Here is a 12732-nt window from a genome sequence, read left to right as displayed (position 1 = left end):
GTGGACAAGGCTGCGCCGTTGTCCACGCTACGACCGCTTACGGTTCTTCAACCAATACGTTCAGGCTGGCGAATCGCCCCGTTCAGGAGGCCTAACGGGCCATGGACGGCCCGTGTAGGCCGACCCCGGAACGGCACTGGTGTGAGCGAAACGTAGCGAAGCGGAGTAACAGCCGCAGTCTGGCCCGAAGGGTGAGCGCAGCGAATCACCCGGAGCGCAGCGGAGGGCCGGATGGTGGGGCAAGCGTTTTTGGTTACTTTTGTCCGGGACGCGTAGTCCGGGGCGCGCAGCCGCGATTGGCAAAAGTGACTCGCCCGGGTGGGCGAAACAAAAACCATCAACGCACTCGATATGCAGCCAGAACACCCATAAGCCAGACCTGACGCACACATAATGTTGGGCTTCGCTGCGCTCAACCCAACCTACGTTGCAGTCGCCTAGCTCGGATCGAGACGGCTCTATCATTGGGGCCCAACGTGCCTAGTTCGAGCAGGGGGCAGTGTTGGGCTTCGCTCCGCTCAACCGAATCTAAGAAAGCAGGCGTCCTACGCCAGGTGCTTCAACCTTTCCACCAACTGCGCATGCAACCCTGGATCGCCACAGGCGAGGATGGCGCCGCCTTGCTGGGCATCGCCGCCATCCCAGGCGGTCATGCGGCCGCCGGCGCCTTCGATGATGGGGATCAGTGCCTGGACGTCGTAGGGCTGCAGGCCCGCTTCGATGATGACGTCGACGAAGCCCGAGGCCAGCATGCAGTAGGCGTAGCAGTCGCCGCCGAAGCGGGCCAGCTGCACCTCGGCGGCCACGGCGTCGAAGGCGGCCAGGCGCTCGGGGGTGTCGAAGATGTCGCGGCTGGTGCACATCAGCCGAGCCTGGGCCAGGTTGGCGCAGGCGCGGGTGCGCAGGGCCGCGCCGTTGCGCCAGGCGCCGGCGGGGGTACCCAGGTAGCGCTCGCCGGTGAAGGGCTGGTTCATCACCCCGATCACCGGACGGCTGCCGTCGTTGAGCGCCACCAGGGTGCCCCACAGCGGCAGGCCGGTGATGAAGGCGCGGGTGCCGTCGATGGGGTCCAGCACCCAGCTCAGGGGACTGCTGCCGGCGACGTTCTCCTCTTCCTCACCGAGGATGCCGTGATCCGGGTGCTCGGCCTGGATGAGTTCGCGCATGGCCCGCTCGGCGGCCTTGTCGGCGATGGTCACCGGGTCGTAGCGGCGGCCGGCGATGGCCGCGTCGCCCTTGTCGTCCACCGCCAGCTGGGCGCGGAAGTAGGGCTGGATGGCCACGGCGGCGGCGTCGGCCAGGCGCTCGGCGAAGCGTTCGTAGTAGGAAATCTCGGCAGCGGTCAGGGTCATGCTCATTTCACCAGGCGGGCGTCGAGGCTGTTCTGCGCCAGGCGCCGGGCCTGCTCCTGGGTCATGCCCAGGCCTTCGTGCAGGGCCATGAAGTTCTCGGTGACGTAGCCGCCGAAATAGGCCGGGTCGTCCGAGTTGACGGTGACCTTGAGGCCGCGGTCGAGCATCTTGAGGATGGTGTGCTGGCTCATGTCGTCGAACACGCAGAGTTTGGTGTTGGACAGCGGGCAGACGGTGAGCGGGATCTGCTGGTCGACCAGACGGGCCATCAGCCGCTCGTCCTCGAAGGCGCGCACGCCGTGGTCGATCCGCACCACGCCGAGCTGGTCGAGGGCTTCCCAGATGTATTCCGGCGGACCTTCCTCGCCGGCGTGGGCCACGGCCGGAAAGCCTTCGGCACGGGCGCGGGCGAAGACGCGCTTGAACTTGCTCGGCGGATGACCCTTTTCCGAGCTGTCCAGGCCGACGGCGACGAAGTGGTCGCGGAACGGCAGTGCCTGGTCCAGGGTGGCCTGGGCGGCGTCTTCGGACAGGTGCCGCAGAAAGCTCAGGATCAGCCCGCTGGTCACGCCCAGCTGCCGCTCGCCGTCGCTCAGCGCCTGGGTGATGCCGCGCACCACCACCTCGATGGGAACGCCGCGATCGGTGTGGGTCTGGGGATCGAAGAAGGGCTCGGTGTGGATGACGTTCTGTTCCTTGCACTTGAGCAGATAGGCCCAGGTCAGGTCGTAGAAGTCCTGCTCGGTGCGCAGCACGTCGGCACCGGCGTAATAGAGGTCGAGGAATTCCTGCAGGTTGCCGAAGTTGTAGGCGGCGCGCAGGGCTTCGACATCGCCCCAGGGCAGGGCGACGCCATGGCGCTCGGCCAGCTTGAACAGCAGCTCGGGCTCCAGGGTGCCTTCCAGGTGCAGGTGCAGTTCGGCCTTGGGCAGGGCGTTGAGCCAGTCGTACATGGGAGCCTCGGGATAGCTTGAATCGGAAAAAGATGGACGATTGTCGCACGCTTTGCCGGGTTTTCCGCAGGCATCCGGGTTCCCGCTGACCGATGTACGGTGGCTTCGTCGGTTAGAAATTCCCAGCATTCCACGCTTTGGGCCAGCAAAAGGCCATAACGCCTGCATTGGGTCCGGATCTGACTACAATCGGGACGCATGGCTCCAAACACCAGACGTGAGGTATCCGTGCAGACCGTTCAGGATTACGTTGGCGGCAAGAACAACAATCTCAATCTGATTCGCATGATCGCGGCGCTCGCCGTGGTCTTCAGCCACAGTTTCGCCATCTCCAGTGGCACCGCCACGGCGGAACCCGGACGCGAGAGCCTGGGCATGACCCTCGGCGACATCGCGGTCGACATCTTCTTCATCACCAGCGGTTTCCTGGTCACCAAGAGTCTGCTCAGCCGCGCCGACATCATCGACTTCGTCTGGGGCCGCGCCCTGCGCGTGGTGCCAGGGTTGCTGGTGATGCTGATGCTGACAGTGCTCGGCCTCGGCGCCTGGCTGACCCGGGCACCGCTGCAGGATTATCTGAGCGATCCCCAGACCTGGTTCTATCTGCTGAAGAACACCGGGCTGATCGCCGGCGCCGAATTCGACCTGCCCGGGCTGTTCGAGGGCAATCCGCTGCAGACCATCGTCAATGGTTCGCTGTGGACGCTGCCCTTCGAGGTGGGGATGTACGGCGCCCTGGCGCTGCTGTGGCTGGCCGTGCTCTGGCTGCGCCTGGACAGCCGGCACTTCCAGCGGGCCATCCTGCTGTTCGCCGCGGGCGCGGTCCTGTTCAAGCTGTTCGCCTATTACTTCTTCGCCAGCGAATCGCACCTGCTGCGGCTGTTCCAGATGTTCTTTCTGGGGGGCGCCTTCTATGTGCTGCGCGGCTACATTCCCCTGTCGCGCGCGCTGTTCGCCGCCGCCGTGGCACTGCTGGCGGTGGCCACCCCCGACCGTGACAGCTTCTTCCTGGTCTACAACCTGACGCTGGGCTACGTGCTGCTCTACCTCGCCTTCGTCCCGGGCGGGCGCATCCGCGCCTTCAACGAGGTGGGCGACTATTCCTACGGGCTCTACATCTATTCCTTCCCGGTGCAGCAGACCCTGGCGGCGGTGATCCCCGGCATCGAGGCCTGGACCCTGGTGCTGCTCTCGATCGGCATCACCCTGCCGTTGGCGGTGGTCTCCTGGTTCCTGGTGGAGCGCCATGCCCTGGGCTATCGCCAGGCCTGCGCCACGGGCACCAAGGCGGTGTGGAAGCGCCTGGCGCCGCGCCCCCGGGTGGGCTGAGGAGCGGCCGCGCGGGCGATCAGGTCAGGGCTGTATCAAGGTGCGAGCGTTTTACCGTCTACGGCGGTCGTAACAAGGCATTGCTCAACCAAGGACGCCCCTTTCCATGCTTGCCGCCCTCAAAGACGAAACCCTGCTGCTGGTCGCCATCGGCGCCACGGTGCTGGCCTATGTGTTCGAACACGCCCTGCTCGGCGGTGGCCAGACCCTGGCGCTGATCGCGGCAGGCGGTCTGATCGCCGCCATCATCTGCGCGGCCATGCGCGTGGCCCATCACGCCGAACTGCTGGCGGAGAAGGTTGGCGATCCCTATGGCACCATGATCCTGACCCTCTCCGCCGTGCTGGTGGAGGTGATCATCCTGGCGATCATGATGAGCCACGACCACTCGCCGACCCTGGCCCGCGACACCATCTATGCCGCGGTGATGCTGGACATGAACGGCATCATTGGCCTGGCCGCGCTGCTCGGTGGCCTCAAGCACGGCGAGCAGCCCTACAACGACGACTCCAGCCGCAGCTACGGGGTGATGATCATCACCGCGGTGAGCATCTCCATGCTGGTGCCGGAATTCATCCCCTCGGCCCAGTGGCACGTCTATTCCTTCTTCACCATCGGCGCCATGGCGCTGCTCTATACCCTGTTCCTGCGCATGCAGACCGGCCCGCACAGCTATTTCTTCAGCTACAACTACCCGGACAAGAAGCGCAAGCGTCCGGCGGTCGAGGGCGAAGCCGCCACCGCTGGCCATGGTGAAAGCAGCGCCACCCTGTCCATCGCCATGCTGATCGTCGGCATCGTCGCCACCGGGGCGCTGGCCGAGGTGATGTCCAAGTCGCTGGATACCGGGCTGGAAGGCCTGGCCGTGCCGGCGCTGGTCCCCGCGCTGGTGGTGGCGGTGATCTCCGCCAGCCCCGAGATCCTCACCGCCCTGCGCGCGGCCATGGCCAATCGCATGCAGTCGGTGATCAACATCGCCCTGGGTGCCAGCCTGTCCACCGTGATCCTCACCGTGCCGGTGGTGGAAGCCATCGCCCTGTACAACGGCCAGCCGATCCAGATGGCCATGACCCCGGTGCAGACGGTGATGATGGCCGTGACCCTGATCGTCGCCGCCATCAACCTCAACGACGGCGAGACCAACGCCATCGAGGGCATGACCCACTTCGTGCTGTTCGGCACCTTCATCATGCTGACCATTCTCGGTCTCTAGGGACGCGCCATGATCGACAGCGAGGTCATCAGCAACTACGGCTACGGAGCCGCCGTCCTGGGCGCCCTCATCGAGGGCGATGGCGTGGCCATCCTGGTCGGCATCGCCGCCCGCCACGGCTACCTGCTGTATCCGCTCACGGCCGTTTGCGTGGCCCTGGGCGGCTTCATCGGTGACCAGACGCTGTTCTTTCTCGGGCGGCGCTACGGCGACCGCATCCTCGGTCGCTTCAAGCGCCAGCAGGCGCGCATCGACTGGCTGCGCAGCCGCATCCATCGCCACGAGGCACTGTGGATCATCGGCATCCGCTTCGCCTACGGCTTCCGCCTGATCGGCCCGCTGCTGATCGGCGCCAGCGGCGTACGCCCGCGGCGCTTCCTGTTCTTCAACATCATCGGCGCGCTGCTCTGGGGCTTCTTCATGACCGGCATCGGTTATGCGGTGGGCGAGATCTTGCGGGATTTCTTCGCCGAGCATCATGTGTCGAAGCGGTGGTTCTTTGCGGCGGCGATCTGCGTGGCGGTACTGTTCATCGGCGCCCGCGCCATCCTGCGGCGGCGGGAGAGGGTGTAGGGGAGGTGGTTGTGTAGGTTGGGTTGAGCGTAAGCGAAGCCCAAGGCTTTGGGTTTGAGCTGCTGTACTGGCTGATTATCGTGGTTTGCTGATGGTTTCTGTTTCGCCCACCCGGGCGAGTCACTTTTTTCAAACGCCAAAAAAGTAACCAAAAACGCTTGTCCCCACGTTTCGGCCCTTCGCTGCGCTCCGGGTGATTCGCTTCGCTCACCCTTCGGGCCAGCCTGCGGCTGTTACTCCGCTTCGCTACGTTTCCCTTGCTCCGGCGCCGCTCCGGGGGCACGGCACGAAGGGGCCTCCTGCCCCTCGCGCCTTGCTCGGCGTCCTGCCTCGCATCCCCCTACGCAACGCCTGCACTCGGCCTCACTGACGGGGACGGGGCGCAAGCCTGATACTTGGGTGTTCACAGGTTGTAGCGTGGAAAACCGCGTAGCGTTTTCCACTGAGGGAGTAACGCTTAACGCGTGGACAAGGCTGCGCCGTTGTCCACACTACCGGTTTGCACCCAAGGCATCAGGCACGCGAATCGCCCCGTTCAGCAGGGCGAACGCCAGCGTCGTGGAGTGGGTCGAGCCGCATGGATGCGGCGAGAGGTCCAGTGGGCCATGGACGGCCCATCTGGACCGACCCCGGAACGGCGCTGGCGTGAGTGAAACGTAGCGAAGCGGAGTAACAGCCGCAGGCTGGCCCGAAGGGTGAGCGCAGCGAATCACCCGGAGCGCAGCGTAGGGCCGGATGTCCGGGGCAAGCGTTTTTGGTTACTTTTGTCCGGGGCGCGCAGCCGCGACTGGCAAAAGTGACTCGCCCGGGTGGGCGAAATCAAAACCGTCAAAGCACTCGATAAGCAGCCAAGGCACCGACAAAGCCAAGCCTGTAGCACCGTAGCATTGGGCTTCGCTTGCGCTCAACCCAACCTACCGCCAACCCCTTCTCCAACAAAAAAGGCGCCCTGAGGCGCCTTCTTCAAACCAAGCCAACCCCCACGTCAGACCTTGACGATCCAACCCTCGGGCGCCGGCTTGTCGCCGGTCTGGATACCGGTCAGTTCCTCGTAGAGCTTGCGCGTCACCGGGCCGACGTCGGTCAGACTGTGGAAGACATGCAGCTTCTCGCCGTACTGGATGCCGCCGATGGGGGTGATGACCGCCGCCGTGCCACAGGCGCCGGCTTCGACGAACTGGTCGAGCTGGTCGATATGGACATCGCCCTCGACCACTTCCAGATTCAGCCGCTCGCGCGCCAGGTCCATCAGCGACATGCGGGTCACGCCCGGCAGCACCGATTCGGAGCGCGGGGTGACGAACTTGCCGTCGCCGGTGATGGCGAAGAAGTTGGCCGAACCGACTTCCTCGATCTTGCTATGGGTCAGGGGGTCCAGGTAGATGCAGTCGGCAAAGCCTTCGGCCTTGGCCTGGGCGCCGGGCATCAGGCTGGCGGCGTAGTTGCCGCCGACCTTGGCGGCACCGGTGCCCTGGGGCGCGGCGCGGTCGTAGCCGGAGATCACGAAGTTGTGCGGGGTCATGCCGCCCTTGAAGTAGGCGCCGACCGGGATGCCGAATACCACGAAGTGGAACTCGGGGGCGGTACGCACGCCGATGTTGTCACCGACACCGATGACGAAGGGACGCAGGTAGAAGGCGCCACCGGTGCCGTACGGCGGGATCCAGGCCTCGTTGGCCTTGACCACCTGCTGGCAGGCGTCGATGAACATCTCGGTGGGGACCGGCGGCATCAGCAGGCGGGCGCAGCTCCTGTGCATGCGCGCGGCGTTGCGATCGGGACGGAACAGGTTGATAGAGCCGTCCTGGCAGCGATAGGCCTTGAGGCCTTCGAAGCACTGCTGGCCGTAGTGGATGGCCGTGGAGCCTTCGCTGATGTGCAACTGGTTGTCGCGAGTCAGCTCGCCGGGTCCCCAGCTGCCGTTGCGATAGGTGGCGATATAGCGGAAGTCGGTCTTGATGTAGTCGAAACCGAGGGTCTTCCAATCGATGTCCGCAGCGCTCATAAATCCTCGCAGTGCTCTCCGGCGCGTGGCCGGTCGTTTCGTGGTCGGGCCGTACGCCTCGCCGGCGACGGTTCAAGGGGTGGACGAGGCGGGCTCGTCGCTAGGTTCTGTATGAAAAGTCGCCGAGCGAAGGTCAGGCAAGGCAAGAATCGGCGAGGAAGCGGACCGGGCTCGCGAACGAGCTTACGAGTGGTAAATGAGCATTCCGAGCTGATTTTTAACGCAGCATCACCTAGCGCAGGCACTTTTCGTACAGAGCCTAGAGTGTGAAAGATACCGCTTATCCGGACCGCTGGGGGCACCTTTCAGCCAATCGGGTCTCCAAAGTCTGAAGCTGGCCCTTTGCCGCCTCGGCCTGCTGCCTCAGGCTGGAGGGTGGGGTCATCACCAGGAGCTCGTTTTGAAAACAATGATGGCGTTGCTGGGTGCCTTGACCCTGCCAACGCTCACGGCGCAGGCCGCCGGTATCTTCACCGATGGATTCGACGCGGCGCTCAATCGCCGGGTCATCGAATGGCGAGGCGCGCCCTCGCCGGAAGGCATCGTCTTCAGCGTCATTGCCAGCCAGTTCAAGACCAGTGCCGGCAACGCCACCACCGATTTCCGCACCCAGCTCTCCACCTTTGGCGACAAGGTGCGCTTCAATGGCTGCAGCGCCAGTCGCTGGGAGATGAACGGCCAGATCTACCTGCCGCTCAAGGGCCAGTACCGCATGGCCGGGCTGGACGAGCGCTACGGCGAATACTTCGTCGCCCAACCCACTCGCCAGGATCTGGAGTGGGTGGCCATGAACACCCGCGTTCACTATCGCCTTTGTCGCCTGCGCGAAACCCTGACCGCCGAGGACCTGCAGGGCCTGCGCTGGGTATTGCAGGCGGCGGAGGCGGATTAGCCGGGGCTAGTCGAAGCGGGTGATGACAGTCACTCCGGTGCCTGCGAATGTGTCCATGTGCATCAGCGCCGCGCCGGATTCGGCCAGGCTGATCTCGCGGCCGATCAGTTGCTCCGGTGCCAGGGTGCCCTGGCGCAGCATGGCCATCAGCACGTCGTAGCGATGGGCCTGCATGCCGTGGCTGCCAAGGATCTCCAGTTCCCGGGCGATCACCAGATTCATCGGCAGCGCCGGGGTCGCCTGGTCATCCAGCAGCAGCCCGACCTGGACGTGCCTGCCGCGCTTGCGCAGGCTGGCAATGGAGTTGCAGCAGGTGGTGGGATGCCCCAGGGCGTCGAGGGAGACGTGCGCACCGCCACCGGTGAGCTCCTGCACCGCCTCGGGCACGTTGGCCACCTGGGTGGCATCCAGCGTCGCCACCGCGCCGAGACGACGCGCCAAGGCCAGCTTGTCGGCGGTGATGTCGATGGCCACCACCTGGGCGCCCAGGGCGCGGGCGATCATGATCGCCGAGAGGCCGACGCCGCCGCAGCCGTGCACTGCCACCCACTGGCCGGCGCTGACCCGGCCCTGATCGACCACCGCACGAAAGGCCGTCACGAAGCGACAGCCGAGACTGGCCGCCGTGGCGAAGTCCAGCTGCTCGGGCAAGGCGACCAGATTGAGATCGGCCTGGTGGATGCCGACGTACTGAGCGAAGGACCCCCAGTGGGTGAAGCCGGGCTGGAACTGGTGGTCGCAGACCTGCTGGTGGCCGGCATGGCACTGAGGACAGGCGCCGCAGCCACCGACGAAGGGCACCGTCACCCGGTCGCCGATGCGCCAGAGTGTCACGTCCCTGCCCACCGCCTCGACCACCCCGGCCAGTTCGTGGCCCGGCACATGGGGCAGCTCGATGTCGCTGTCATGACCGACCCAGCCGTGCCAGTCGCTGCGGCAGACGCCGGTGGCCATGACCTTGAGCACGACGCCGTGGGGCTCGGGGGTGGGGTCCGCGACCGTGGTCAGGCGGGGTGGCGCGGAAAAGGCTTCATAGACGACGGCTTTCATGGCGGGGCCTCGGGCTGGATGATGCCTCCAGTATGGCAAGCCGCACGAATCTAGCCTGTCTGCGTGCCGGTGTTGCCGGCGGACCGCCGCTCGACTAGCCCGCCAGGGCCTGCAGCCCGCTCCAGGTAGCCGGCGCCTCGTCACCCAGCGCTTGCACCAGGGCGGCCTTGAGCCGGCAATCGGGCAGGGCGCGATGGGTTTCCTGCACGGCGACGCCTTGCTGGCGCGCGGCCATGGCCAGGGACTTGCGGCGCCAGCCGTCCTGGCTGCGGCTGTCCAGACTCGGCTCCTGCCAGAAGTGCGCATAGAGCTGCATCAGGCAGTGCAGACGGGTGCCATCCACCAGTTGTACCGGTGGCGTCTCGCGCTCCAGTTCCGGCGGCAGGGCCTGGCCGTGGCGGCGGGCATTGTGGGCCAGCAGGCGATAGTCGAAGGCCATGCCATAGGCCAGCACGGTGCGGCCCTGCAGCAGGGGCCAGAGGCCGGCGAACACCTCGGGAAAGCGTGGCGCCTGGGCCAGGTGGGCATCGGTCAGACCGTGGATCAGGGTCGCCTCGCGCGGTACGGCGATGCTCGGGCGGACCAGGGTATCGAGCAGCACCCGGCCGCTGAGGGTCATGACCGCCACCTCGATCAGCTGGGCATCCTCGCCCAGCCCGGTCGCCTCGGTATCCAGCACCAGGACGTCCTGCTCCAGCCAGCGACGCGCCTGCTCGCGCACCCGTGCTTGCTGGGCGTTGTAGCGGGGTGGGACAGCGCTGGAAAAAGACGACGACAACGGATTCATACACGGCCTGACAGCTATAACCAAGGATGCGCCCAACAGCCGACAAGTCGGCTCTACGACGGGTGTGGGCATTCGATGCAAGATCATCGCCACAGGACACAGGCCGTTCGGCGGGGGCGACGAGCGGACCACCTGGCGCGCCGAGGTCGCCGGTACCGGCTGGCCTTGCGAGAATGGGCGCTTCATCCATGTCGAGGAGTGCCATTGCTTTGGCCGCCGTCCAGGGTTTCTTGCTGACACGCCTCTGGCGCGAGACTTCCACCGGGATGGAGCTGGTGTTCTGGTTCGCCACCGATAACGGTCCGCACCAGCTGCGGGTGCCGGCGCAGCAGGCGGTGGCCTTCGCCCCGGCCGCGCGACGGGCGGACATCGAGCGCCTGTTGCCGGCCGGGGTGGAGATCCGCGAGCTGGCGCTGCAGGACTTCCAGCGGCGCCCCGTCCTGGGGCTCTATGCGCCGCGCTATCGCACCCTGCGCGAACTGGAGCAGCGTCTCCCCGCCGCCGGCATCGACGTCTACGAGGCGGACATCGCCCCGGCAGATCGCTTTCTCATGGAACGCTTCATCACCGCGCCGGTGACGCTGCCCACCGCCGACGGCGCGCCCCTGCGGCCCGATCCCGACTATCGCCCCACGCTGCGCACCCTGTCGCTGGACATCGAGACCAGCGAGCGCGGCGAGCTCTACAGCATCGGCCTGCACGGCTGCGGCCAGCGCCAGGTGTACATGCTCGGTCCCCCCACCGGCGAAGACGCCGCGGTGGACTTCGACCTGGAATACGTCGCCGACCGCGCCACGCTGCTCGAACGCCTCAACGCCTGGATGGCGCGCCATGATCCTGACGTCATCATTGGCTGGAGCGTGCTGCAGTTCGACATCCGCGTGCTCCACGAGCACGCGCGCAAACTGGCTGTGCCGCTGCACCTGGGCCGTGGCGCCGCCGAGGACGATCGCTACGAACCGGGCGGCCAGGGCCGGCCCTTCCACGCCCTGCTGGCCGGACGGCCAATCATCGACGGGGTGGAGGCGCTCAAGGCGGCGACCTGGGTGTTTCCCTCCTACAGCCTGGAGAACGTCAGCCGCAGCCTGCTGGGCGAGGGCAAGGCCATCGACAATCCCCACGACCGCATGGCCTCGATCAACCGCATGTTCGCCGGCGAGAAGAGCGCCCTGGCGCGCTACAACCTGGTGGATTGCGAACTGGTCACGCGGATCTTCGCCAAGACCGGGCTGCTGCGTTTCCTGCTGGAGCGGGCCAGTGTCACCGGTCTGCCGCTGGAGCGTCACGGCGCCTCCATCGCCGCCTTCTACCACCTCTATCTGCCGCTGATGCACCGCCAGGGTTTCGTCGCGCCCAATCTCGGTGCCCAGCCGCCCGAGGCCAGCCCCGGCGGTTTCGTCATGGATTCCCGGCCCGGGCTCTACGACTCGGTGCTGGTGCTGGACTACAAGAGCCTCTATCCCTCGCTGATCCGCACCTTTCTCATCGATCCGGTGGGCCTGGTGGAGGGCCTGGCGCTGCCCGAGGGCGAGACGGTGCCGGGCTTTCGCGGCGCGCGCTACCATCGCACCCGGCACTGCCTGCCGGAGATGGTGGCGCGGGTCTGGGAGGGGCGCGACGCCGCCAAGCGCGCCGGCAACGCGCCCCTGGCCCAGGCGCTGAAGATCATCATGAACAGCTTCTATGGCGTGCTGGGCACCCCGCACTGCCGCTTCTTCGATCACCGCCTGGCCTCGTCCATCACCCTGCGCGGCCACGCGGTGATGCACCAGACCCGCGAGCTGATCGAGGCGCGCGGTCATCGGGTGATCTATGGCGATACCGACTCCACCTTCGTCTGGCTCGGGCGCGCCCAGGCCGAAGCCGAGGCCGAGCGCATCGGTCGCGACCTGGTGGCGGCGGTCAACGCCCACTGGCGCGAGCAGCTGCAGGTCGAGCTGGGACTGGAAAGCCATCTGGAGCTGCAGTACGAGACCCACTTCAGCCGCTTTCTCATGCCCACCATCCGCGGCGCGGAGGAGGGCAGCAAGAAAAGATACGCCGGGCTGCGACCCGGTGCCGATGGTCAGCCGGAACTGGTGTTCAAGGGCCTGGAGACGGTACGCAGCGACTGGTCGCCGCTGGCCCAGCGCTTCCAGCGCGAACTGTATCTGCGCATCTTCACCGGCCAGCCCCACGAGGACTATGTGCGTGACTTCGTCGCCCAGACCCGCGCCGGCGACTTCGACGACCTGCTGGTCTATCGCAAGCGCCTGCGCCGGCCGCTGGAGGAGTACCAGAGCAACCTCTCGCCCCAGGTCCGCGCGGCGCGGCTGCTGGAGGCGGAAAACGCCCGCCTGGGACGCCGCAGCCGCTTTCGCCGCGGCGGCTGGATCAGCTACCTGATCACCATCGCCGGCGCCGAACCGGTCGAACTGCCCCATGCGCCGCCGGACTACGACCACTATGTGCAGCGCCAGCTGGCCCCGGTGGCCGACGCCATCCTGCCCTTCGTTGGCGATCGTTTCGATCGGTTGCTGGATCGGCAGATGGGGTTGTTCTAGCGCGGTCTGGAGAGGGGGCGGTTGCCGTTTAGGGC

At 66.3% G+C, this 12732-nt stretch carries 10 protein-coding genes; 5 read left to right on the top strand and 5 right to left on the bottom strand.

The genetic code is table 11. The features are described from left to right. Positions 1 to 545: 545 nt before the first annotated feature. Complete coding sequence (gene hisN / locus PVZ77_RS12280; protein ID WP_273806657.1) at positions 546 to 1352, bottom strand: histidinol-phosphatase; 807 nt, start codon at positions 1350 to 1352, stop codon at positions 546 to 548. Positions 1353 to 1354: 2 nt separating this feature from the next. Beyond that, positions 1355 to 2305 carry an adenosine deaminase gene (locus PVZ77_RS12275; protein ID WP_273806656.1) on the bottom strand — a complete coding sequence of 317 codons (951 nt, stop codon included), beginning with the start codon at positions 2303 to 2305 and terminating at the stop codon, positions 1355 to 1357. A gap of 228 nt (positions 2306 to 2533) precedes the next feature. On the opposite strand from PVZ77_RS12275, the gene PVZ77_RS12270 reads away from it, so the two are divergent. From PVZ77_RS12270 to PVZ77_RS12260, 3 genes are all read left to right on the top strand, one after another. Further along, positions 2534 to 3634, top strand: a complete 1101-nt coding sequence (locus PVZ77_RS12270) for an acyltransferase family protein (RefSeq protein ID WP_273806655.1) — start codon at positions 2534 to 2536, stop codon at positions 3632 to 3634. A gap of 106 nt (positions 3635 to 3740) precedes the next feature. Beyond that, complete coding sequence (locus PVZ77_RS12265) at positions 3741 to 4847, top strand: calcium:proton antiporter (protein WP_017638648.1); 1107 nt, start codon at positions 3741 to 3743, stop codon at positions 4845 to 4847. 9 nt (positions 4848 to 4856) lie between these two features. Further along, a complete protein-coding gene (locus tag PVZ77_RS12260) occupies positions 4857 to 5420 on the top strand; it encodes a DedA family protein (RefSeq protein ID WP_273806654.1) in 564 nt (187 codons plus the stop codon). Between the two features lie 985 nt (positions 5421 to 6405). Here PVZ77_RS12260 and PVZ77_RS12255 read toward each other — a convergent pair. Further along, positions 6406 to 7425, bottom strand: coding sequence for a branched-chain amino acid aminotransferase (locus PVZ77_RS12255; RefSeq protein ID WP_273806653.1), 1020 nt, complete (start codon positions 7423 to 7425; stop codon positions 6406 to 6408). Positions 7426 to 7825: 400 nt separating this feature from the next. Here PVZ77_RS12255 and PVZ77_RS12250 point away from each other — a divergent pair, with 400 nt between their 5' ends. Next, on the top strand, positions 7826 to 8317 hold the full coding sequence (locus PVZ77_RS12250) for a hypothetical protein (RefSeq protein WP_178083908.1): 492 nt from the start codon (positions 7826 to 7828) through the stop codon (positions 8315 to 8317). 6 nt (positions 8318 to 8323) lie between these two features. Here PVZ77_RS12250 and PVZ77_RS12245 read toward each other — a convergent pair whose 3' ends face one another. Together PVZ77_RS12245 and PVZ77_RS12240 are read right to left on the bottom strand one after the other, a co-directional pair. Further along, on the bottom strand, positions 8324 to 9367 hold the full coding sequence (locus PVZ77_RS12245; RefSeq protein ID WP_273806652.1) for a zinc-dependent alcohol dehydrogenase family protein: 1044 nt from the start codon (positions 9365 to 9367) through the stop codon (positions 8324 to 8326). Positions 9368 to 9461: 94 nt separating this feature from the next. Next, the gene (locus tag PVZ77_RS12240; RefSeq protein ID WP_273806651.1) at positions 9462 to 10154 is read right to left on the bottom strand and encodes a 3'-5' exonuclease; all 693 of its coding nucleotides are present in this window, start codon (positions 10152 to 10154) and stop codon (positions 9462 to 9464) included. Positions 10155 to 10363: 209 nt separating this feature from the next. On the opposite strand from PVZ77_RS12240, the gene PVZ77_RS12235 reads away from it, so the two are divergent. Further along, complete coding sequence (locus tag PVZ77_RS12235) at positions 10364 to 12697, top strand: DNA polymerase II (RefSeq protein ID WP_273806650.1); 2334 nt, start codon at positions 10364 to 10366, stop codon at positions 12695 to 12697. The last annotated feature ends 35 nt before the right edge of the window (positions 12698 to 12732 follow it).

The organism is Pseudomonas sp. SHLD1, assembly GCF_028640935.1.
GTDB classification, from domain to species: Bacteria; Pseudomonadota; Gammaproteobacteria; order Pseudomonadales; family Pseudomonadaceae; genus Chryseomonas; species Chryseomonas aestiva.
Note: the sequence above shows the minus strand (reverse complement) of the source record. Positions and strands in the feature narration are given on the sequence as shown.

Coding starts and splice junctions, on each gene's coding strand:
- hisN (WP_273806657.1), bottom strand. CDS start 1,352: ATGACCCTGACCGCTGCCGAGATTTCCTACTACGAACGCTTCGCCGAG.
- PVZ77_RS12275 (WP_273806656.1), bottom strand. CDS start 2,305: ATGTACGACTGGCTCAACGCCCTGCCCAAGGCCGAACTGCACCTGCAC.
- PVZ77_RS12265 (WP_017638648.1), top strand. CDS start 3,741: ATGCTTGCCGCCCTCAAAGACGAAACCCTGCTGCTGGTCGCCATCGGC.
- PVZ77_RS12260 (WP_273806654.1), top strand. CDS start 4,857: ATGATCGACAGCGAGGTCATCAGCAACTACGGCTACGGAGCCGCCGTC.
- PVZ77_RS12255 (WP_273806653.1), bottom strand. CDS start 7,425: ATGAGCGCTGCGGACATCGATTGGAAGACCCTCGGTTTCGACTACATC.
- PVZ77_RS12245 (WP_273806652.1), bottom strand. CDS start 9,367: ATGAAAGCCGTCGTCTATGAAGCCTTTTCCGCGCCACCCCGCCTGACC.
- PVZ77_RS12240 (WP_273806651.1), bottom strand. CDS start 10,154: ATGAATCCGTTGTCGTCGTCTTTTTCCAGCGCTGTCCCACCCCGCTAC.